We start from the raw sequence: 20,741 nt of genomic DNA, 5'->3' as shown, positions 1-20,741 counted from the left end.
GGCCGGGGCTTACTGGGGGGTCGCGCGTAGGCGAACATGCGCGGGCAGGAACATGATTGCGTGGCCGTTGGCCCGATGGGCAGGCAGCGGCCGGTATGGTCATGAGTCATCGGTGTTTCGGGACGAGACCCCCCGTCGGGATGCCGCACGGCCGATTACTACAGTGCCTGCGTGCCCCGCATTCACCTGGTCTCGAACCTTCCCGGCGCGAGTGTTCTCGGCGACCACCTGCGGGGCGCCGGGCTCGGGCCCACCTCCGCGAGATCCGCCGACGCCCTCCTCGTGCTCATCGATCGGCCGCTCGACGGGGTCGAGCAGGACGTGCTGGATCGCGCGCGCCAGTCCGTTCCCGTGCTGCTTGCCGGCCCCACACTGCGGTCGCTGCCCCCTGACAGTCCGCTGGTCGAGGCGTCGGGGCTGCTTCCCGGACGGGTGACCCCGGCCCACGAGCTCTGCCTGATTCCCGGCCCGGACGGCGGTGACTTCACTGCCCGTATCGGCGACTTCCGCCCGGTCGATCAGTGGGTCATACCTGACAAGATTGTCGACGACGTGCAGCAGTTGCTGATGGTTCGCCACGAGTTGGCAGACCATCCGGTGTGCACGTGGCGCCCGTCCACGGGGCTGGGCATGTTCACCATCGGCTCGGGCAGCCGGGTGCTGGCTGATCCGGCATACCACCGGCTGATCGGACGGTGGCTACGCCATGCCCTCGGGGTCCTCGATGCGCCGCCGGTGCGGGTGGGGCTGCTCGGCACGGCCGACTCCGCCGCCGTCCACCACATGGCCGTCGATGCGACCGAAGGCCTGGAGATGACCGCGATCTGTGACGGTGGATCCCGTCCGCCAGGTCGTGGTGGTGACCGCGGTGCCCGCCGGATCGCCAATCCAGCTGAGCTGGTGGCAGACCCCGACGTGGGTCTGGTCATCGTTGCCACGCCGACGCACACCCATACCGAGTGGGCCATGCGGGCGCTGGAGGCCGGTAAGCATGTCGTCGTCGAACAGCCCTTCTGCCTGGCCACCCAGGAGGCTGACGATCTCATCTCAGCCGCGGCCGAGCGCGGCCTCGTCCTGGCCGTTCACCCCGACCAGCGCGACGACCCCGGCTACCGGGCACTGCGGGCCGCGGTCAGATCGGGCGCGGTCGGCGACGTGCTGTGGTTGGAGACGTTCCAGGGTGCGTTCGCGCGTCCCGCCGGTACCTGGCATGACGACGTCAGGGTAAGCGGGGGCGTCATCTACGATCGTGGGTTCGCCCATCTGGACTGGATTCTCGACCTGCTGACCGAACCCGTCGAGTGGGTGTCGGCATCCGCCCACAAGCGGGTCTGGCACCACGTCAGCAATGCCGACCACACCCGGATCCTGCTCCACTTCGCCGACGGTTCCGAAGCTCAGGTCACGATCTCCGACCTCGCCGCGGTGGCGTTGCCGAGGTTGCATGCCGTGGGGGCTACCGGCTCGATCGTCAGCGAGGTCACCGCGGAGCCGGCAGGGCCGGCGGGGCAGGGGCCACGATCCGGGCGGCATTCCGAACGCATGCCCGAGGTTTTCCCCGCCCCGTTGAACCTGGTCACCGGGGACGGGAACCGGACCCGCCTGGCGTTTCCACCGCCGGCTACCTCGGGCTTCCACAGCGAGCTGGCGGACCGCCTGGTCTCGGGCTGGCCGATGCCGTATCCGGTGGAGGCGGCCCGGCGGGTGGTGGCCGTGATGGAGGCGGCCACCCGATCGGTGGCCGCAGGCGCGGCCCCCGTCACCCCGGCGTGACCAAGAGCCGTTGCCCGGTGTTTACTTTGACCGTGGATTGGCTGACACTGCCCGATGTCGCTGACATGCTCGGGCTGCCCATCACGCGGGTACGACAGCTGGTGGGAGACCGCAAGCTGCTCGCCGTACGCTCAGCGGGCGTCCTGCGGGTGCCTGCTGAGTTCATCGTGGATGGAGCGATCGTCAAAGGTCTTCCCGGCCTGCTGACGGTGCTGACGGACGCGGGGTTCTCCGACGAGGAGGCGATTGACTGGCTCTTCCGGGAAGACCCGACTCTGCCCGGTACCCCCGTGCGGGCGCTGGCGGAAAACCGTGGCCGGGAAGTCAAACGCCGGGCCCAGGCCCTGGCCTTTTGACCGTGGGGTGCGCCGCAGGCCGGGCATGGCGCACATAAGGTCATGACTATGGTGCGGTCTTCTGATGATCTGACTTCGCAGGTACCGTCGCCGACGGCGCAGGCGCGGCAGGCGCGGCTCGCCGATGCTCGGCTCTACCTGTGCACCGGGCGCCAGCCGGCGTTTCCCGCGTTCGTCGACGACGTTCTCGCCGGCGGTGTGGACATCGTCCAGCTCCGTGAAAAGGGCCTGGAATGGCAGCCCGAGGCCGATCTGCTCGCCGAGATGCGGGAGATCGCCCAGCGGCGCGCGGCGCTGGTGAGTGCCAACGATCGTGCCGATCTCGCCGCTTTCACCGGCGTGGACGTGTTGCACGTGGGGCAGTGCGACATCCCACCCCGGCTCGCCCGGACGCTGCTCGGCCCGGACGTGCTGATCGGGCGGTCCACCCATGATCCCGAACAGCTCACCGCCGCGATCGAGGATCCCGACGTGGACTACTTCTGCGTCGGGCCGGTGTGGGCGACGCCCACCAAACTAGGGCGCGCCCCGGTCGGGCTGGATCTGCCGCGTCTGGCCGCTCGGCTCGCCCCGCCGTTCGCATCCGGGGCCAAGCCGTGGTTCGTCACCGGCGGGGTGGACGCGACAACGCTCGACGAGATCCTCGACACCGGCGCCCGGCGGGTGGTCGTCGTCCGGGGCATCACCGGGGCATCGGACCCGGGTGCCGCCGCGGCGGGCCTGACCGGCCGGCTCCGCGCGGCCTGACCCGAGCGCGGTGCGGCACCTGACGTACCTCGTCGTCCTCGCGGCTTGTCTGATCGGGACCGCGCCGCTGGAGGTGATCCTGCGCACCCGGGTGTACGCGCGGCCGGTGCGGTTGTTGTTGACGTTGCTGCCGGTGGGTGTCGTGTTCACCGGTTGGGATGTCTATGCGATCTCACGTCGGCACTGGGGGTATGACCGCGCCCAGATGTCGGGGGTGCGCCCGGTCGGCGGGCTGCCCCTGGAGGAGCTGCTGTTCTTTCTGGTGGTGCCGGTCTGCGCGGTCCTGACGCTGGAAGCCGTCCGCGCGGTCAAGGGCTGGCCGGTCGGTGACGAGCCTGCGGGTGACGAGCCGGTGCGTGATGAGCCGGCGGGTGACATTCCCGCAGGTGACAGCCCTTGAGCTATACCGCGCTTGCGGCCGTCGGCGTCGCCGCCACCGTGCTCCTCGATCTCGCGGTGCTGCGGACCAGGGTGCTTGTCCGAAAGGCGTTCTGGGTTGCCTATGCCATCATCATCGTCTTCCAGCTGATCACGAACGGTGTCCTGACCGGCCTGGCGATCGTCACCTACGATCCCCGCGCGATTCTCGGCCCCCGGTTCGTGTACGCCCCGGTCGAGGATCTGCTGTTCGGGTTCGCCCTGGTCACCCAGACGCTGTCCTGGTGGGTCTACTGGGGGCGCCGCCTGAATGGAGCGAAGCCTGCGCGTCATCGCTTCAAGGGCCAGCCCGGTGGGCCCAGCTGAATCGTACGTTCGGTTGTTTGTCCCGAAGACAGTCCGCAGGCGCGTCGACTATGGTGCATCTGTGACGACTTTGCGGATCTCGGATGTGGCCGGCCTGCTGGGTGTCAGTGACGACACGGTCCGACGGTGGGCGGACGCCGGCAAACTGCCGCTGGTCCGCGACGACAGCGGCCGCCAAGCCGTCGAGGGCGCGGCGCTGGCCCGGTTCAGTCAGGAGCTCGCGGCGTCGGTGGACCGGCCGCCGGCGGTCGACGCCGCGGTGGTGGGCGAGTCGGCCCGTAACCGGTTCCCCGGGATCGTGACCCGCGTGGTGCGGGACGGGGTGATGGCGCAGGTCGAGATCCAGGCCGGTCCGCACCGGATCGTGTCGTTGATGAGCCGGGAGTCCGCCGACGAGCTCGGTCTGGAGCCCGGCGTGATCGCCGTGGCATCGGTGAAGTCGACCAACGTGGTGATGGAACTTCCTCAGCAGCGTCGCTGAACCGCCTGTCCGTCGGTGCATCGGCGCCGGCGGATGTCAGCTGTTTTCCGTTGAGGGGGATGCGTGGGAACGCGATCGAAATTCTGGGCGCTGTGCGCACTGGTGTGTGCGGTTCTGGTGGGATGTGGTTCGAGTACGACCAGTTCCAACGCGACCGCCCCGCCGTCGACGGCGCCGGCGGGGACACCGGCGCTGACCGGGACGGTGACGGTGTTCGCGGCCGCGTCGCTGACCGAGTCGTTCACCGAACTCGGCAAGCAGTTCACCGCGGCGCATCCCGGGGTGAGCGTGAGGTTCAACTTCGGAGCGAGCTCGACGCTGGCGAGCCAGCTCACCCAGGGCGCGCCCGCGGACGTGTTCGCCTCGGCCAGCGCGACGAACATGGCCACCGTCGTGACCGCCGGACAGGCGGCCAACCCGACGACGTTCGCGAAGAACTCGATGGAGATCGTGACCCCGCCGAACAACCCGGCGACCATCGCGGCCATCGCCGACCTGGCCAGGCCGGGGGTGAAGGTCGCGCTGTGTCAGGCGCAGGCCCCGTGCGGGGTGACCGCCGCGAAGGTCTTCGCCAACGCGGGTGTCACGGTCACGGCGACGACCTACGGCGCGGACGTGAAGGCGGTCCTGACCATGGTCGAACTCGGTGAGGTCGACGCCGGCATGGTGTACGTCACCGACGCGCAGGCCGCCGCCGCGAAGGTGAAGGGGATCGCGATCCCCGCGGCGCAGAACGCCTCCACGGCCTATCCGATCGCTGCCCTGACCAAGGCGCCGAACCCGGCCGGGGCGGCGGCGTTCGAGGCGTTCGTGCTGTCGCCCGGCGGGCAGGCGGTGCTGGCCAAGGCCGGGTTCTCGCCCGGTTCGTGAGCCATGTCCCGCTCCTGGGCCGTCGTGTCCTGGGTCGTGTCCTGGGTCGTGCGGACCGGCGGCGTTCAGGCTCCCCCGTCCACGTCCGCGTCCGTGCCCGGCAGGGTGAGCGGTCCGGGGGTGGCGGGCGGGTGCCGGTTCCGCTGGTGGTCGCCGGCGCTGTCGCGATCGGTTTCCTGCTGCTGCCGCTGGCCGGCATCCTTCTGCGGGCACCGTGGCGCAGCCTGCCTGCGCTGCTGGTCACCCCGGCGGTGGGGGAGGCGTTGCGACTGTCGTTGATCACCTCGACGATCGCGACCGTGCTGTCGTTGTTGGTCGGCGTGCCGCTGGCCTGGCTGCTGGCCCGCGCGAGCTTTCCCGGCCGGGGCCTGCTGCGCGCGGTGGTGACGGTGCCGTTGGTGCTGCCGCCGGTGGTCGGTGGGGTGGCGTTGCTGCTTGCGTTCGGCCGGCGCGGGATCGTCGGCCGCCATCTGGACGCCTGGTTCGGCATCACCCTGCCGTTCACCACCGCCGGTGTGGTGATGGCGGAGGCGTTCGTGGCGATGCCGTTCCTGATCGTGACGGTGGAGGGGGCGCTGCGATCGACCGACCGCCGCTTCGAGGACGCCTCCGCCACTCTCGGGGCGAGTCGGTGGGTGACCTTCCACCGGGTCACCCTCCCGATGATCGCGCCGTCGCTCGGTGCGGGCGCGGTGCTGTGCTGGGCGCGCGCCCTCGGCGAGTTCGGTGCGACGATCACGTTCGCCGGTAACTATCCGGGGACGACCCAGACCATGCCGCTCGCGGTCTACCTCGCGCTGGAGACCGACCCGGATGCGGCGATCGCCCTGTCCCTCGTTCTGCTCGCGGTGGCCGTGGGCGTTCTGCTGCTGTTGCGTGACCGCTGGCTGCGGCCGGGTAATGCACTGTGAACGACGCTGCCCTGCAGGCCCGGGTGCGGGTGGAGCGTACGAGCGGTTTCACTCTTGAGGTCGCACTGACCGCAGCGGGTGGGACGACGGTGGCCGTTCTCGGCCCGAACGGGTCGGGCAAGACGACGCTACTGCGGGTGCTCGCGGGCCTCCTGCCGGTCGACGGGGGACGCGTCACCCTCGGCGACGAGGTTGTGGACGATCCGACTGCCGGGATCTTCGTTCCGGCGCAGCGGCGCGCGGTCGGGATGGTCTTCCAGGACTATCTGCTGTTCCCGCATCTGTCCGCCCGGGACAACGTCGCCTTCGGTCCCCGTGCCCGCGGGATGTCCCGGGCCGCGGCCCGCGCCGCCGCCGGGCAGTGGCTGGCGACGTTCGGCCTGGCCGAGTTCGCCGACCGCCGCCCCGGTGTGCTCTCGGGCGGGCAGGCCCAGCGGGTGGCGCTGGCCCGAGCACTCGCGGGCGGGCCGCGCCTACTGCTGCTGGACGAGCCTCTCGCCGCCCTGGACGCGTCCACCCGGCTGGCCGTCCGGGCGGATCTTCGCCGGCACCTCACCGGTTTCGCGGGCCCGTCGGTGCTGGTGACCCACGATCCGATCGAAGCGATGGTGCTCGCCGACGATATTGTGATCATCGAAGCGGGCCGGGTGGTACAGCAGGGGCCGCCGGCCGAGGTCGCCCGCCGGCCCCGGACCGACTACGTGGCCAGGCTCGTCGGGCTGAACCTCTACCGGGGGCAGGCCACCGCCGGCCGGGTACGGTTGGCCGGCGGTGGTGTCCTGACCATCGCGGACACCGCGATCGGTGGGCCGGTGCTGGCCGCGTTGCGGCCCTCCGCCGTCGTCCTCGGGATCGAGGAGCCGCACGGCAGCGCCCGCAACACCCTCGCCGGCCCGATCGCGGGGCTGGAACTGCTGGGTGACCGGGCCCGGGTGGCGGTCGACACGGTCCCCCCGCTGCTCGCAGACGTCACCCCGGCCGCCCTCGCCGAGCTGCGCCTGGAACCGGGTGTGACCGTGTGGGCGTCGTTCAAGGCGACCGACGTCGAGACCTACCCCCAACTCCAGGAGTAACCCGCCGGTCCGGATCTTGTGGGTGCGGTGGCTACTGTTCGTGCTCGATCCGACGCCAGCGTGCGTGGCGGGAGCGGGGCGGACCCACCAGTTCTATCGCCCCGTTCCGCTGCAGTCGGGCGAGGGCCGCACGAACCTGAGGCTCGGTGAGGCCGGTTCGTTCGGCGATTTCGCGCCGGGTCATCGGCGTGGTCGACAACGTGGCGTGGACCTGTTCATAGTTCGAAGACCCGGAGTCGGCGTCTGCGGGGCGCGCGGTACCCGGCCCGAGCCGGTAAGTGGCCTGGCCACGGTTGCCTTCCTGGACGAGCAGGCCACGCCCCCGTAGTTCCTGGAGCTGAGCGGTCGCCGTCCTTGAGTCTGAGACTCCCGTGGCGGTCCGGTAGTTGACGTTTGTGAGGATCTCACCCCGCCGGGCGAGCGCCAGCGCGCTGAATTGGGCGCGGTTCAGCCCGGAGACATCAAGCCCGGACAACCATTGCAGTGTTTCCCCGTCCAACAGGGTGTGATTCGGGAAGGTGACGCTGAATGTCGCGATCCGGTCGTCGAAGGTCGGCGGCTCCATGCCGGCCTCCGTCAGCGACGTGCGTATCCGGGCGATTCCAGTCCCGCGATTCTCGCACACGGTACGGCCGGCTTCGAGCGGGGTGTCCTCCAGGAGTTTGAGCAGGACGGGGTTACGCGACGAGGCTGGGACGGTACCGAGGCCGAGATCCCTGACGTGCAGCGGCCCGTAGAGTCCGCCTGGGTTGCGGATGAGAAGGCGGTCTGGGTACAGCTCGATCTGGACTTGGGCTCCTTGCGCCGCTGGTGAATAGTCGCGATGCACGATGGCGTTGACGATCGCTTCCCGGAGTACTTCCTCCGGATATTCCCATTCGTCGACACGGAAGAGCCCGGAGATGATGCTGCGTTGTTTCATGTGACGTTTCAGCATTGCGATCGTGTCGCGGACGAGGACCGGTATCGGACCGTCGATGGAACGATTGTCCAGAAAGCGTTCCCCATGCGGTCCCGGCACGGCTGGATCTGGTGTCGGAAAAACTGCGACGGTAACGTCCAGCTGGGGATGATACTGCTGTGGGAAAACCCCCAACGTGAGAAGTCCGGCCATTGTCGGACGGGGGCCTTCGTCGGTCTCCCGTAGCACGTTCAACAGTCGTAGGATCTCGTGGTCGGAGCGTTGTGAAAGTATGGGTCGTTGTTCTCGTACACGAACGAGGAAGGATTTCGTTCGTTCCAGATCAAGGTCGTCGATCGTTGCGTCGAAGACGACGGTCGCGTCATGCTTCACTGCGGCGCGGTTTTCCAGGAGGAGTTGAACTTCGTAGGCCGAGAGTTTGCGGTCCCCGTCCGCCATCCGGACGAATGACGTCTCCCATGGCGCACGGCCGGCGAGGTGGCACGGCCGCCGTTCCCTGGGGAGGGACGGCACCTGTGCCGCGAGGATCTTTATGCCGTCGATGTCAATGAGATCAACAGCGGCGGCGATCGGCGGATCCATGGATCGGCAGAGCGTGACGAAACGGTTGAGAATGAGTTCCGGTTCGGCTAGGCCGACGATGGCGAATCCCGCCTTCTCATCTATGCCCAGCAGGATCGTGCCGCCGTCGGCGTTGGAGAAGGCGCTGAGTGTCTCGTGGAGCGACGTCGGCATGCCGCCCCGTGCCCGCTTCACCTCGATCCGGTAGCTGTCGCGACCGAGCCGATTAAGATCATCTATTATCTGGTTGACCGTGTTACGGTCCATCAGGACTCCATCAGGATCCATCAGGATGCATCAGGACTCCATCAGGATGCATCAGGACTCCATCAGGATGCATCAGGACTCCATCAGGATGCAAGTCTGGCGGGGATGCATGACGATTGGCGGGAGTCCGGATCCCGGGCCGCTTTGGTGGGGGATTGGCCGGGTTGGTTACGTCCCCCGCTGCTCGCAGACGTCACCCCGGCCGCCCTCGCCGAGCTGCGCCTGGAACCGGGTGTGACCGTGTGGGCGTCGTTCAAGGCGACCGACGTCGAGACCTACCCTCAACTCCAGGAGCAACCGGCCGGTCCAGATCTTGTGGGTGCGATGGCTACTGTTCGTGCTCGATCCGATGCCAGCGTGCGTGGCGGGAGGCGGGTCAGGGCGCGGTTGGCGAAAAAGCCTTGGTTACGACGAGGACCAGCGGCTCGCCCCCAAGGATGTTCCTGCTTCCCTGCTTCGCCTGCTTCACGTCCGGGATCAGGTCCAGCACGGTCTGAGCCGCGTCGGCATCCCCGTCCGCATAGAACGCGGAATTCGGGTGCTGTCGGGACCGTCGCCGGGGGTCGGCGGATGTCAGGGCAGGCGATCGCTTCAGAGGGCTATCGCTTCAGAGCGCGAGGTGCAGCCGCAGGGCGTTGTCCAGCGCGACCATCGTCGCGGGCGGGACTTCTCCGATCCGGTTGCCGATCCGATCCGCGGCCACGGCTCGTACCTGCTCGGCCTGGGCCTTCGAGTCAGCGCTCAGGCCGCAGCCTGCGGCCGTGAGCAGCACCTGGAAGGGGAACACACGGTCGGTGCTGGACGTGATGGGTACGACGGTGACCACGCCGCGGCCGGCACGTCCGGCCGCACGGTTGGCGGCGTCGTTGCTCACGATGACCGCGGGTCGGGTTTTGTTTGCCTCCGATCCTCGGACCGGTTCCAGATCGACCCAGTAGATGTCACCGCGACGCATCGGCGAATTCGTCAGCCGCAATGGCGTCCCAGAGTTCGGCGTCCTTGGTGGCGGCCCACTCGTCCCAGGCCTCGGTGTAGGCGGTCTCGATGCTGGCCGCGCGCAGAAGCCCGACCGCCTGGTGGATGACCGCGGACCTCGACGAGTTGCTGCTCTGGGCACCGAACTCGTCGATGAAACTCACATCGTCGTCCGGCAGACTGATGCTGATTTTCATACCCCTGATGCTACCTGTCGTCCTACCGCCATGCCTACCGCCTGCCCGCTACTGGGGGGCTCTTGCCTCGGTCGTGTCACCATACGTGACACGACGATGGATGGCGCGCGGTCGGCGGGCGCTTTCGGGCGACATGATCGGCGCGAGTTTGTCGTTGGGTACGCTTTTTCGGCTCCCGAACGTACATAGCGACAAACTCGCGCCGATCACAGCCTGGATGGCCGGATCACAGCCTGGATGGCCGGATCACAGCCTGGATGGCCGGTTACCGACCGGAGACAGCGGTATCCGGGACGTCGGCAGGGGAGCGTGCGGTGCTCAGGTGCCCCGGGGCGTCGACCGGGTAGGGCGGGTAGCCGGGCCACCAGCGTGCTCGGGCCGCCCAGACCGTCCGCCAGCTGCCTTGGTTTCCGCCTGTGCCGCGGCCGGCGCGGGCGGCGGCCATGGCGAGGCCGGCCCGCAGGACCACACCCAGCGCGAGCATCGCGAGGCAGAAGGTGCGCTGCCAGCCGGTCCGGTGTGTCCGGGCGAGTGTGGTCTTGCCGGTCAGCGTGAGGATCGTCTTGTTGGCATGGTGGGATGACGACGCGCCGCTGTGGTGGATCACGGTTGCCGTCGGAGTGATCACCGGGTCGTAGCCGGCGGCCCGGGCCCGCACCGAGAAGTCGACGTCCTCGCCGTACATGAAGTACCGCGGGTCGAGCCCACCGAGCTGGGCGAACAAATCCCGACGTACCAGCAGCAGGCAGCCGGTGACCACCCCGACCGATGCGACGTTGTCGCGCTGCCACCCGCCGAGCGCCTCGGGGTCGAACAGGCGCGAGCCGCGCAGTGCGGTGCTCAGGCCGAGACCGAAGCACAGGTGGCTCCACAACGTGGGCGCACCCCAGCACGAGCTGGGGTCGAGAGTCCGATCGGGCGCCAGCGTGCGTCCTCCGTACACCCCGTGGTGCGGATGCTGCTCGGCGAAGGCGACGAGGCGGCCCACCGCGTCGTCGATGACCACCGTGTCGGAGTTGAGGAGCAGCACGTAGCGGCCGGCGGCGGCGCTCGCCGCGATGTTGACCGCACGGGCGAAGCCGAGGTTGGTCGGCTGCTCGATCAGCCGCACCCACGGGTAGCGCTCCTTGAGCACGGCGACGGTGTCATCGCTGGAGGCGTTGTCGACGACGACCACCTCGGTGCTCACGGTGTCCGGCGCAGCCTGTAGCACTCCGGAAACTGCGGCCTCCGGGCGCGCGATCTGACGATCGTCGCGCGCCCTTTGGCCCTGTAGCGCTCCGGAAACTGCGGCCTCCGGGTGCGCGATCTGACGATCGTCGCGCGCCCCTTGGCCCGCTAGCGAGTCCAGGCAGGCGGTGGTGAGTTCACGGGTGTTGTAGGAGATGATCAGGACAGAGACGTCGACGGCCATGCTGTCCCCCGTCCGTTGTCGCTGGGAGCGCCGGTCGTCGGGTCTGCGGTCACCGGGTCTGCGGTCGGTTTGTTCCCAGCCGGCTCGTCTCCGGCTGGTTTGTCTGAGCCCGGCTCGTCAACGGCCGGCTCGTCAACAGGCGGTTGGTCAACGGCCCGCTCGTCAACGGGCGGCGTTGCGGTGCTCGCGTCACCGCGGTGGCCGACCACCCGGGCGGGCGCGCCGACCGCGATGGCATCCGGCGGCAGTGACTTGGTCACCACCGAGTTGGCGCCGACGATGCATCCGTCGCCGATCGTGACACCCGCGACGACGACCACCCGGGCGCCCAGCCAGACGTTCGCGCCGATACGGATGTCGCGTTCGTCCTTGTCCTGGTGCATGACGGGCACACCGGGTGGTGTCCGGTAGTTGGACGCGGTGACGAAGACCTCGGGGGCGAACAGCGCGTGTTCGCCGATGTCGATACGGCCGGTCGAGTCACCGGCCCACAGGTAGCAGCGTTCGCCGATCTCGGCACCGGCGCCGATGGTGATGCGCTCTCCGTTGCGAATGGAGACGTTGGGTGCCAGGCGCACCCCGGGACCCATGGTCAGCAGGCGGCGCGGCCGCACGTGCGAGTAGCCGTAGAAGTGCGCGACCCGCAGGAGGTGGGCATAGCCCAGCGGGTCGAGTAGCGAGCGTGCCGCCCGTAACGCGCTGCTCAGGCTGCGCCCGCGCTGGTGGTCCGGCTGGTGTTGTCGCGTTCCCATGTTTTCACGTCCCCCCGACGTAGCTTGCGGTGGGCCAGTAGCTGGGCCAGCACCACCATGCCGACATAGCAGGGTATGTCGACGGCTCTGCGTGGATCTTCTTTTACCACCCGGGCCCAGCCGCTGCGGCCGTTGGCGCTGGTGTCGGGCTTCGCCTCCGTCTGGCCGAGCTGGAGGTTGCCGGCATAGACGCGGACGAGTCGGTGCAGGTGGGCGCGGACGGTCCGGGCCGGAAAGATGGTGAACTCCACCCCGGGGCGGGCGGCCCGGCGCTCGTGCGCGCTGAACAGGGTGTAGAGGAAGAGATCGTCGGCGATGATCTCGGGGAAGTGCTCGAACCGTCCCCGCCCTGCTTCGTTGAGGCCGACCACCCCGGAGCCGACGTGGCCGTCGCCGACGAACGGCTGGCGCATCCACAGCCGGTAGAAGCTGCGTACCGGCCAGCTGACCCCGGTCAGGTCGACGGCCAGCCGGGGCGCCGCCGCCATCGCGGCGTCCGTGCGCAGCAGATCCGCCGTCTTGAGCAGGACGTCACCGCGCACCACCACGTCGGCGTCCACGTAGAAGCGGGGGAACGACGTCACCGCCGCGTCGCCGAGATTGAGCGCCCCGGCCTTGCCCGGACGCGGTGTCTCCACCACCCGCGCCCCGGCAGCCCGGGCGAGCTCCGCCGTGCGGTCGGTGCATCCGTTGCACACCACGACGATGTCCAGGGCGCCTGCGGGCGCTCCGGTGCGCAGTGCCCGCAGGCAACGGTCGATGACCGCCTGCTCGTTGTGCGCCGGTATCACCACGCTGACCGGTGCCGCGCCCGGCCCGTCGGCGGTTGGGGCTGGGGCTGGGGTGGCAGCGGGGGCCACGCCATCCCCGGTCGCCGGAGCGCCGTCGCGTGTCAGCATGTGGCCATCTGGACACTTGACGTTACCTGGCCGGGCCGGACCCGGCCGCGTGCAGGACCCAGCAGAACCCGAGGCATCGGGTCACTCCCCCCTGACGGATATGACTCGTCAAAACCCCGGCCGATAGTAGGGGGCGTCACCCGGCGGACCTACGCCCGGGTCGGGGTGGACTCGGCGGATATGGGCGGCGCGGACGATTCCCGGGCCTGTGACAGCGACGCGCCGGGCGAGCCCGACGCTGACCCTCCTGTCCAGCACCTGGTAATCGGCGCGTTCCACCTCGTCCAGAATGCCGCTGTAGAGCTGGAACGCGGTCCCGACACAATCGCGCGATGTCGGGTGCAGCAGCCGGATGCCGGGCCTGGCAGCGCGGAAGAGTTCCCGGGCGCGGCTGATCTCGAACGCGAGCAGCCGGCGGACCGGGCCGTCCACCACACCGGCGCGCAGGTGCTGCGGGGTCACGCCGAACAGGTCCAGCGACTCCCGCGGCAGGTAGACACGGCCCCGGCGCAGGTCCTCCCCGACATCCCGGATGAAGTTCGCGAGCTGGAACGCCGTGCCCAGATCGCGTGCGTAGGGCAGGGCGGCGGGACCGGTGGCCTCCAGGACGTGCACCATCTGCAGGCCGATCACCACCGCCGAGCCGTGGACGTAGGCCATCAGGTCCTCCCAGGTCGCGTAGGAGGTGACGGTGAGGTCCATCGCCATGGATCGCAGGAACGCCGTGAAGTACTCAAGCGGGATGCCCCACCGCCCGATCGTGTCGATGACCGCAGGTAGCACCGATGGCGCGCCGGTGCCCCCGCCCGCCGTGGTCGGACCCGTGGTGGTCGGACCCGCAGTGGTCGTGCCGTTCGTGAGATGTCCCGCGTGCAGGCCCGCGCGTGCCTGGGCGAGGAACTCCTCGATCCAACCGTGCAGCCAGGCCGCCCGTTCCCGGTCGGGGAGCGTGGAGTCGAGATCGTCGACGATCTCGTCCGCGTAGCGCGCGAATCCGTAAAGCGCGTGGACATAGGGCCGTTTCCAGGCGGGTAGCAACAGGGTCGCCAAAAAATACGTGCGGCCATGGGCGGCGTTGAGCCGGCGGCATTCCAGGTAGGAGCGCCTCAACTCCGGTGCGGTAATCCCGGCGGCGGTCAGCTCACGCGCGCGCACAGTGCTTCTTTCGGGTCAAGGGATCCCGACGCTTCTTTCGGGTCAGGGGAGCCGGGACGAGAAGGCCAGCGACAGCGCTGCGGCGGTCAGGCCGAGGCACAGCGACAATCCTACGAACCACATGGTGACTTCATGGAACTCGGTACGATATCCGATCGAGCTGCCGAGCCCTTGATACACCGACCGCAGTTCGTCGCCGGAGGTGGCCCGGTGGTAGGACCCCCCGGTCGTCCGGGCGATCTCGTGCAGCGCCGCATCGTTGACCGGCACGGGAACCTGCTGGCCGCCGACGTCGAGGGTGCCGTCCGGGGTGCCGTAGGCGATCGTGTCCACCGGTACCCGGGCGCCGAGCGCGGCCTCGCTGGCTTCGGCATTCGGGCGCCCCCGCTGGGTCTCACCGTCGGAGAGCAGCACGATGGCCGCCGGGGGTGGCGTCTGGCCGTCCGCGGTGACCTGATCGCCGAGCATGGTGATGGCCTGCAGACAGGCGAAGATGCCTTCGCCGATCGCGGTGGACGGACCCAGCTGCAGGTTGCGGATGCTGGCGCGCACCGATTCGCGGTCGGTGGTCGGCGGGACGAGAACCGCCGCGGAGCCTGCGAACGACACCAGGCCCAGGTTGATCCGTGGTGGCAGCTGATCGACGAACGCCTCGGCGCCCTTTTTGGCCGACTCGAGCCGGTTGGGGGTGATGTCCGTGGCCGCCATCGAGTTCGAGACGTCGATCGCCAGCATGATGGTCGCGCGTTCACGGGGTATCCGTTCCGTGCGCGCCGGGCGGGCGAGGGCGAACACCATGGTGGCCAGGGTGAGCAGCAGAACAACAGCCGGAACATGGCGGCGCCACCACTGCGGGCGCCGCGGCAGCACGGACGCGAGCAGGCCGGCCGAGGCGAACCGGGCCGCATAGACACCCCGGCGCATCGACAGCAGCACGTAGGCCACTGCCAGGGCGCCGACCACCAGCAGCAGCCACAACCAGTGGCCGGCGAGGAAGGTCATCGCGGCGTCCCGGCCGATTGGGAGGTGACCTGCGGACGCCGGCCCGCGCCGCGGCTTCGCCGGGTGGTCAGGACGAAGCGGACGATGTCGGCGAGCCAGTCGGTGTCTGTCCGCAGCACCAGGTGGGCGGCGCCGGCCCGGCGCAGCGCCGCGTCGACCTCGCGGCGGTGTGCCGCGGCCGCGCGGGCGTAGGACTCGCGCAGGCGGCGGGACGAGGTGGGCACGTCCAGCATCGCGCCGGTCTCGGGGTCCATGACGGTGAGCAACCCGACCCGTGGGAGTTCAAGTTCGCGCGGGTCGATTATCTCGATGGCGAGTACCTGGTGGCGCCCGGCGAGCGCGCGTAGCGGCCGTTCCCACGACATGTCAGTCGACAGGAAGTCCGAGATCACCACAGCCAGGCCGCGGCGTCGGGGTGGATTGCGCAGCCCGTTGACGGCCGCGGCGAGGTTCGTGGTCGCGCAGACGTCAGGAGATCGGGCCGGGCGGTCCAGCGCGGTGCGCGGTGTCGCCAACAGGGTCCGCAGCAGGGCCCGCAGGCCGTCGCGACCGGTACGGGCGGGTAGCACCCGCGGGCCGGCACCGGAGAGCACATACGCTCCCAGACGGTTGCCGCTGCGTGCGGTCAGGTAGCCGACCGCGGCGACCGCGGCGATCGCGAGGTCGCGCTTTTCACAAGCCGCGGTGCCGAACTCCAGGCTGGCGGTGAGGTCGACCAGCGCCCAGGTCTCCAGCTCACGGTCGGCTATGAGGTCGTGCACATGCGGGATGGTGGTACGGGCCGTGACCGCCCAGTCCATCCGTCGGACGTCGTCGCCGACATGGTAGGTACGGCTTTCGGCTTTTTCCGTACCGGAGCCGGGTACCAGGCCCAGGTGGTCACCGAACAGCAGCCCGTCCAGACGCCGGGTGACGGTCAGCTCGAGACGCCGCAGGGTGCGTTCGATCGAGGGATCCGTGGCGAGCTGCCTGCCCGTTCCTGACCCGGAGGAGGACCACCAGGCGCTCACGCGGTCGCCTTCCGGCCGCGGTCCGTGGCCTGGTATGTCGTCTGGTATGTCGCCTGGTATTCGGCGTGGTACTCGGGAAAGCCATGCGGGTTCGTGGTCCAGCGCCCGCCGTAGCCATGCTGGCGCGGAGCGACCTGCGGCGGTGTGGTGGCCGCCAGGACGCGCTCGGCGATGGCGTCCGCGGACAACCCTTCCGCCAGCGCCTCATAGGACAGCACCAACCGGTGCGGCAGTATGTCGAGCGCCACCGCGGCGACGTCATCGGGTACTACGTAGTCCCGCCCGCGCAGCAGCGCCAGTGCCCGTGCGGCCGCGACGAGACCGAGTGAGGCGCGCGGCGACGCGCCGTAGGCCAGGTGGCCGGCAAGCTCGGGCATCCCGAACTCGGTGGGCGAGCGTGTCGCCAGCACCATGCGCACGGCGTAGTCGGCGATCGCGTGGTGGACGAACACCTCCGTGGCGTGTTTCTGCAGCTTCATCAGGGTCCACGGGTCCAGCACACGCTCGGCCTCGGGCGGCGCCACGCCCATCCGCCGGACGATTTCCAGCTCCTCTGCGCCGCTTGGATACGGCACGTTGATCTTCATCAGGAAGCGGTCACGCTGCGCCTCCGGAAGCGGGTACACGCCTTCGGACTCGATCGGGTTCTGCGTGGCCAGCACCAGGAACGGCGCGGGCAGCCGATGGGTGACACCGCCGAGGGAGACCTGCTGCTCGGACATGACCTCCAGCAGCGCCGACTGTACCTTCGCGGGTGCCCGGTTGATCTCGTCTGCGAGGACGAAGTTCGCGAAGACGGGGCCCAGCTCGACGTCGAAGATCTCCCGGGTCTGGCGGTACACCCGCGTACCGATGATGTCGGACACGACCAGATCGCTGGTGAACTGGATACGCGCAAACGTTCCGCCCACCACCGTCGCCAGTGTCTGGACGGCCAGGGTCTTGGCCACCCCGGGCACGCCCTCCAGCAGGCAGTGCCCGCGGGCGAGCAGGGCCACCAGCATTCGTTCGATCATGTGATCCTGGCCGACGATCACTTTCTTGACCTCGAAGAGGGCACGTTCAAGATGATCGGCATCGGTGATCGTGTCCGGGTCGGCCAGGCCCTTCCCGCCCTGGTCGGAGGCGGAGTCGGAGTCGGACGCGAGGGGACTGGGGCCGTCCGCAGTGGGCGCGGTCGCTGGAGCCTGCCGTTCGTCCATGGCCTCAGTCTCGCAGCGGATGCCGGGAATCGAGACCTGAAACGAGGGTGGTCAGCCAGTTCGAACAATGATTTAAGGTAAATCCAGGATTTCTCGCTTCACGGTAATCGGACTGGCGGTCAGCGTGGGTTGGCGATCAATTCGGTTGGCAGTCGATTCGGATCGGTGTTCAGCGCAGTGCCCGGGAGCGGTAGGCCCGGTCCCGGCCGACTACCCGCTCAGCGGCCAGTCGTCCCGAGATCAGCACCATCGGCACGCCGACGCCGGGCTGGGTCCCGCTACCGGTGAACACCACGTTGTCCAGACCCGGGGCCAGGTTCGACGGGCGGAACGGACCGGTCTGGCCGACGGTGTGGGCAGCGGCGAACGGGGTACCGGCGGCCATGCCCCGGGCCCGCCAGTCCGCGGGTGTGATCGTGTGCTCGACCTCGATCGCGGCGCCGAAGCCGGCGTACCCCCGCCGTTCAAGGGTCTCCACCACTTCGTCGCGGTAGCGTCGGGCGAGCACCGACCAGTCCAGCGGCGCGGTCAGGTTCGGCGTCGGGAACAGCACGTAGTAGCTGTGCCGGCCGGCCGGGGCCAGCGACGGGTCGCCGATTGTCGGCGTGGTGACCAGGAACGACGGGTCGCTCATCAGCTCACCCCGTTTGATGATCTCGTCGAAGGTGCGCTGCCAGGCCCGTCCGAAGTGGATCGTGTGATGGGCCTGGTCGTCGTAGCCGGCGCTCGATCCGGCGAGCAGCAGGAAGCACGACGGTGAATAGCGCAGGTCACGGACCCGCCGCGGCGTGACGGAGGTGGGCAGCAGCTCCCGATAGGCGGTCGGAAGATCGGGGTTGAGCACCACCACGTCCGCGGCGATGCGGTCACCGGTCGCCGTGTGGACCGCGATCGCCCGCCGACCGCGGGTCTCCACCCGCGTCACGGTGGTGCCGTAGCGGAACGTCACTCCGTGTTTGGCGGCGGCCAGCGCCATGGCAACCGGAACGGCGTGCATCCCCCCGACCGGGAAGTACACCCCGGCTACCGAGTCCATGTAGGCGATCACCGCATACACGGCGAGCGCGTCGTGGGGGGACAGACCCGCGTACATCGCCTGGAACGAGAAGACCCGGCGGGTGCGCTCGTCGTGCAGGTACCGGGCGACCACCGCATCGAGGCGGCGAAAGGCGCCGAGGGCGACCAGACGGGCCAGGGACGGCCGCAACAGGTCCAGCGGCGAGTCGATCGAGGCGTCGATGAAGTCGCGCATCTGCGCCCGGTACAGCTGCGATACGAACGTGACGAACCGGCGGTAACCGGTGGCTTCCCCCGGCCCGCACACGCGGGCGATCTCATCGGCGGTCGCGTCCGGGTCGGCGTGGATGTCGAGTGTGGATCCGTCGGGGTAGCGCGCCCGGTACAGCGGGTCGACCGGGCGCAGCCGCAGCCAGTCGTCAAGGTTCTCCCCGACGCAGTCGAAGGCGTCCGCGATCAGGTCCGGCATGGTCAGGACGGTCGGCCCGGTGTCGAACCGGTAGCCGTTCATGCGCAGCTGCCCGGTCCGCCCACCGGGGACGTCCTCGCGTTCGACCACGGTGACCTGCCGGCCGGCGCCGGCCAGCCGCAGGGCGGTGGACAGCCCGCCCAGGCCCGCCCCCACGATCACAATCCTGTCGGTCGGGCCGATGACCGTACGCATCCTTCTCCTCAGGGGATCGCCACCAGCGAGAATGTGCGGATCGCATTCGCTGGCAGAACCATGCTCGCGACGAACCATGCTCGCGACGAACCATGCTCGCGACGAACCAGGCGCTCACAGAACCAGGCGCTCACAGAACGGGGAACGGATGACAACCGTGGTCGTGGTCGTAACGGCCGTCGTCCTGTTGGGCGCGGCAGCCGGCGGCCTCGCGTTGCTGTACCGGCCGCCGGCGGAGATCGGCCAGACGGTGGCGGGGGTCGCTGCCGTCGAGGTTCGGTTGGCCGCCGGCCGGGTGGAGATCGCCGAGACCGACCGGGTCGACGCCCGCCTGGAGATGACCGTGCGCCGACGTGTCGGGCGGACCCGCCCGGCGCTGGCGCGCAGCGGCGACCTGCTGCGCATCGACGGCCGTGTCAGCGAGGCTCGGGTCCGGCTGACGCTGCCGAAGGCGACCCGCGTGCGAGCGGAGGTGCACCGCGGGGATGTGACGCTGTGGGGATCCGACGGCGACCTCGTCCTCCTGACGGACACCGGCACCATCGCCGGACGTGAGCTGGGCGGCAGCAGGGTCACCGCACGCAGCCGCCTGGGAGATGTCATCCTGCATTTCTCGTCTCCGCCCGATCAGGTGAGCGCGCACGGCCACAGCGGCGCGGTCACGGTTGTCGTCCCGGGCGGTCCGTATGCCGTGGATGTCGAGTCGGGGGACGCCGGTGCCGTCGATGTCAGCGTTCCAGCTGACCCGGCGGCGACCCGGACAGTCTCGGCCCGCAGCCGGTCCGGGCGGGTACGGGTGTGCAGCCCCGCCCCGGGTGGCGCGGTGCGCTTGTGAGCTGCCCGGGCCCGGGCCCGCGCCCCGGCCCTTGCCCGGCCCCGGGCGGAACGCGGCGCGGGCGCGTCGGACCCCTCGGGGCAGCGCGCGCATTGTCGCGTGGTCGCAGGGTGACACCCACTACCCTCGAGCCTATGACGGCGGCCAGGAGCGGGCTTGAACCTCGAGTGCTGACTGTGCGGGACTTCCTCGCATCCGGTCGGCTGTCGTTCTCGTTCGAGTTCTTCGCACCCAAAACCCCTGCGGGGGAGCGCCACCTGTGGACGGCGATCAGGGAGTTGGAATCCCTGCATCCGTCCTTCGTGTCGGTGACCTACGGTGCGGGTGGCTCCACCCGGACGGGAACCATCGGTGTGACCGAACGGATCGCGACCGACACCACTCTCACACCGATCGGTCACCTGACGGCTGTCAACCACTCCGTGTCCGAGCTGCGGCAGGTGATCGGCAGTTACGCCGGAGCCGGGGTGCACAACGTCCTGGCGTTGCGCGGCGACCCGCCCGGTGATCCGCGGGGGACATGGGTCGCGCACCCGCAGGGTCTGCAGTACGCCGAGGACCTCGTCCGCCTCGTCCGGTCGCTGGGCGACTTCTGCGTCGGGGTCGCGGCGTTCCCGGACCGCCACCCGCGTTCGCCCGATCTTGACACCGACGCCCGCCACCTGGTCGGCAAGCTGGCCGCGGGCGCGGACTACGCGATCACCCAGTTCTTCTTCGATGTGGACGCCTACTTCCGCCTGGTCGAGCGGGTCCGCCGGCTCGGCTGCGAGGCGCCCGTCATCCCCGGGGTGATGCCCGTGACGAACGTCGCGCAGATCGAGCGGATGGCGCAACTGTCCGGCGCGGCGTTTCCCGCGGATCTGGCCGGCCGGCTGCACGAGGTGGCCCACGACCCGGTGGCGGTACAGGCGATC

22 protein-coding genes and 1 pseudogene are annotated in these 20,741 nt (G+C 69.5%); 12 read left to right on the top strand and 11 right to left on the bottom strand.

Annotation, left to right across the window (positions count from 1 at the left end; all coding sequences use genetic code 11):
• Positions 1 to 171 precede the first annotated feature (171 nt).
• The 9 genes from U9978_RS02470 to U9978_RS02430 all read left to right on the top strand — a co-directional run bounded on the left by U9978_RS02470 (position 172) and on the right by U9978_RS02430 (position 6,955).
• Positions 172 to 1,773 carry a Gfo/Idh/MocA family oxidoreductase gene (locus U9978_RS02470; protein ID WP_322759382.1) on the top strand — a complete coding sequence of 534 codons (1,602 nt, stop codon included), beginning with the start codon at positions 172 to 174 and terminating at the stop codon, positions 1,771 to 1,773.
• 32 nt (positions 1,774 to 1,805) lie between these two features.
• The gene (locus tag U9978_RS02465; RefSeq protein ID WP_322747450.1) at positions 1,806 to 2,129 is read left to right on the top strand and encodes an Rv2175c family DNA-binding protein; all 324 of its coding nucleotides are present in this window, start codon (positions 1,806 to 1,808) and stop codon (positions 2,127 to 2,129) included.
• A 48-nt stretch (positions 2,130 to 2,177) separates the two neighbouring features.
• On the top strand, positions 2,178 to 2,876 hold the full coding sequence (gene thiE, locus U9978_RS02460) for a thiamine phosphate synthase (protein WP_322759381.1): 699 nt from the start codon (positions 2,178 to 2,180) through the stop codon (positions 2,874 to 2,876).
• A gap of 10 nt (positions 2,877 to 2,886) precedes the next feature.
• Complete coding sequence (locus U9978_RS02455; protein WP_322759380.1) at positions 2,887 to 3,276, top strand: lycopene cyclase domain-containing protein; 390 nt, start codon at positions 2,887 to 2,889, stop codon at positions 3,274 to 3,276.
• Positions 3,273 to 3,620: a lycopene cyclase domain-containing protein gene (locus U9978_RS02450; RefSeq protein WP_322759379.1), complete on the top strand. Its 348-nt coding sequence runs from the start codon at positions 3,273 to 3,275 to the stop codon at positions 3,618 to 3,620. Before U9978_RS02455 ends, U9978_RS02450 begins: the two co-directional genes overlap by 4 nt.
• A gap of 61 nt (positions 3,621 to 3,681) precedes the next feature.
• The gene (locus U9978_RS02445) at positions 3,682 to 4,101 is read left to right on the top strand and encodes a TOBE domain-containing protein (RefSeq protein WP_322747442.1); all 420 of its coding nucleotides are present in this window, start codon (positions 3,682 to 3,684) and stop codon (positions 4,099 to 4,101) included.
• Between the two features lie 63 nt (positions 4,102 to 4,164).
• Entirely contained in the window at positions 4,165 to 4,971 is an 807-nt protein-coding gene (gene modA / locus U9978_RS02440; protein WP_322759378.1) for a molybdate ABC transporter substrate-binding protein, read from the top strand.
• Positions 4,972 to 5,012: 41 nt separating this feature from the next.
• Positions 5,013 to 5,882, top strand: coding sequence for an ABC transporter permease (locus U9978_RS02435; RefSeq protein ID WP_416210829.1), 870 nt, complete (start codon positions 5,013 to 5,015; stop codon positions 5,880 to 5,882).
• On the top strand, positions 5,879 to 6,955 hold the full coding sequence (locus tag U9978_RS02430) for an ABC transporter ATP-binding protein (protein WP_322759376.1): 1,077 nt from the start codon (positions 5,879 to 5,881) through the stop codon (positions 6,953 to 6,955). Before U9978_RS02435 ends, U9978_RS02430 begins: the two co-directional genes overlap by 4 nt.
• A gap of 31 nt (positions 6,956 to 6,986) precedes the next feature.
• On the opposite strand, the gene U9978_RS02425 is transcribed toward U9978_RS02430, so the two are convergent.
• On the bottom strand, positions 6,987 to 8,705 hold the full coding sequence (locus U9978_RS02425) for an ATP-binding protein (RefSeq protein ID WP_322759375.1): 1,719 nt from the start codon (positions 8,703 to 8,705) through the stop codon (positions 6,987 to 6,989).
• A 105-nt stretch (positions 8,706 to 8,810) separates the two neighbouring features.
• Between U9978_RS02425 and U9978_RS02420 the strand changes: the two are divergent.
• Positions 8,811 to 8,963, top strand: a pseudogene (locus tag U9978_RS02420) (TOBE domain-containing protein); the annotation flags it as partial.
• Between the two features lie 349 nt (positions 8,964 to 9,312).
• On the opposite strand, the gene U9978_RS02415 reads toward U9978_RS02420, so the two are convergent.
• The 10 genes from U9978_RS02415 to crtI form a co-directional block, all read right to left on the bottom strand.
• Positions 9,313 to 9,660 carry a type II toxin-antitoxin system PemK/MazF family toxin gene (locus U9978_RS02415; RefSeq protein ID WP_322759374.1) on the bottom strand — a complete coding sequence of 116 codons (348 nt, stop codon included), beginning with the start codon at positions 9,658 to 9,660 and terminating at the stop codon, positions 9,313 to 9,315.
• On the bottom strand, positions 9,647 to 9,877 hold the full coding sequence (locus U9978_RS02410) for a hypothetical protein (protein WP_322759373.1): 231 nt from the start codon (positions 9,875 to 9,877) through the stop codon (positions 9,647 to 9,649). The genes U9978_RS02415 and U9978_RS02410 overlap by 14 nt, the downstream gene beginning before the upstream one ends.
• A 265-nt stretch (positions 9,878 to 10,142) precedes the next feature.
• A complete protein-coding gene (locus U9978_RS02405) occupies positions 10,143 to 11,291 on the bottom strand; it encodes a glycosyltransferase family 2 protein (protein ID WP_322759372.1) in 1,149 nt (382 codons plus the stop codon).
• Positions 11,267 to 12,043, bottom strand: coding sequence for an acyltransferase (locus tag U9978_RS02400; RefSeq protein WP_322759371.1), 777 nt, complete (start codon positions 12,041 to 12,043; stop codon positions 11,267 to 11,269). The genes U9978_RS02405 and U9978_RS02400 overlap by 25 nt, the downstream gene beginning before the upstream one ends.
• Positions 11,995 to 12,942: a glycosyltransferase family 2 protein gene (locus tag U9978_RS02395; protein WP_322759370.1), complete on the bottom strand. Its 948-nt coding sequence runs from the start codon at positions 12,940 to 12,942 to the stop codon at positions 11,995 to 11,997. Before U9978_RS02395 ends, U9978_RS02400 begins: the two co-directional genes overlap by 49 nt.
• A gap of 108 nt (positions 12,943 to 13,050) precedes the next feature.
• Complete coding sequence (locus U9978_RS02390; RefSeq protein WP_322759369.1) at positions 13,051 to 14,097, bottom strand: phytoene/squalene synthase family protein; 1,047 nt, start codon at positions 14,095 to 14,097, stop codon at positions 13,051 to 13,053.
• A gap of 42 nt (positions 14,098 to 14,139) precedes the next feature.
• Positions 14,140 to 15,099 carry a VWA domain-containing protein gene (locus U9978_RS02385; protein WP_322759368.1) on the bottom strand — a complete coding sequence of 320 codons (960 nt, stop codon included), beginning with the start codon at positions 15,097 to 15,099 and terminating at the stop codon, positions 14,140 to 14,142.
• Positions 15,096 to 16,109 carry a DUF58 domain-containing protein gene (locus U9978_RS02380; RefSeq protein ID WP_322759367.1) on the bottom strand — a complete coding sequence of 338 codons (1,014 nt, stop codon included), beginning with the start codon at positions 16,107 to 16,109 and terminating at the stop codon, positions 15,096 to 15,098. The genes U9978_RS02385 and U9978_RS02380 overlap by 4 nt, the downstream gene beginning before the upstream one ends.
• Complete coding sequence (locus U9978_RS02375) at positions 16,106 to 17,311, bottom strand: MoxR family ATPase (RefSeq protein ID WP_322759366.1); 1,206 nt, start codon at positions 17,309 to 17,311, stop codon at positions 16,106 to 16,108. Before U9978_RS02375 ends, U9978_RS02380 begins: the two co-directional genes overlap by 4 nt.
• A 169-nt stretch (positions 17,312 to 17,480) precedes the next feature.
• The gene (crtI, locus tag U9978_RS02370; protein WP_322759365.1) at positions 17,481 to 18,992 is read right to left on the bottom strand and encodes a phytoene desaturase family protein; all 1,512 of its coding nucleotides are present in this window, start codon (positions 18,990 to 18,992) and stop codon (positions 17,481 to 17,483) included.
• Positions 18,993 to 19,140: 148 nt separating this feature from the next.
• On the opposite strand from crtI, the gene U9978_RS02365 reads away from it, so the two are divergent.
• Entirely contained in the window at positions 19,141 to 19,827 is a 687-nt protein-coding gene (locus U9978_RS02365; protein WP_322759364.1) for a hypothetical protein, read from the top strand.
• A gap of 134 nt (positions 19,828 to 19,961) precedes the next feature.
• Positions 19,962 to 20,741: methylenetetrahydrofolate reductase (locus U9978_RS02360; RefSeq protein WP_322759363.1), on the top strand; the 780-nt coding region annotated here is incomplete at its 3' end.

Source organism: Protofrankia sp. Cr2 (assembly GCF_963555885.1).
GTDB lineage: Bacteria > Actinomycetota > Actinomycetes > Frankiales > Frankiaceae > Protofrankia.
The sequence above is the reverse complement of the archived record's forward strand: the minus strand, read 5'-3'. Positions and strand labels throughout refer to the sequence as shown.

Coding starts and splice junctions, on each gene's coding strand:
- U9978_RS02395 (WP_322759370.1), bottom strand. CDS start 12,942: ATGCTGACACGCGACGGCGCTCCGGCGACCGGGGATGGCGTGGCCCCC.
- U9978_RS02425 (WP_322759375.1), bottom strand. CDS start 8,705: ATGGACCGTAACACGGTCAACCAGATAATAGATGATCTTAATCGGCTC.
- thiE (WP_322759381.1), top strand. CDS start 2,178: ATGGTGCGGTCTTCTGATGATCTGACTTCGCAGGTACCGTCGCCGACG.
- crtI (WP_322759365.1), bottom strand. CDS start 18,992: ATGCGTACGGTCATCGGCCCGACCGACAGGATTGTGATCGTGGGGGCG.
- U9978_RS02400 (WP_322759371.1), bottom strand. CDS start 12,043: ATGGGAACGCGACAACACCAGCCGGACCACCAGCGCGGGCGCAGCCTG.
- U9978_RS02405 (WP_322759372.1), bottom strand. CDS start 11,291: ATGGCCGTCGACGTCTCTGTCCTGATCATCTCCTACAACACCCGTGAA.
- U9978_RS02365 (WP_322759364.1), top strand. CDS start 19,141: ATGACAACCGTGGTCGTGGTCGTAACGGCCGTCGTCCTGTTGGGCGCG.
- U9978_RS02385 (WP_322759368.1), bottom strand. CDS start 15,099: ATGACCTTCCTCGCCGGCCACTGGTTGTGGCTGCTGCTGGTGGTCGGC.
- U9978_RS02375 (WP_322759366.1), bottom strand. CDS start 17,311: ATGGACGAACGGCAGGCTCCAGCGACCGCGCCCACTGCGGACGGCCCC.
- U9978_RS02415 (WP_322759374.1), bottom strand. CDS start 9,660: ATGCGTCGCGGTGACATCTACTGGGTCGATCTGGAACCGGTCCGAGGA.
- U9978_RS02410 (WP_322759373.1), bottom strand. CDS start 9,877: ATGAAAATCAGCATCAGTCTGCCGGACGACGATGTGAGTTTCATCGAC.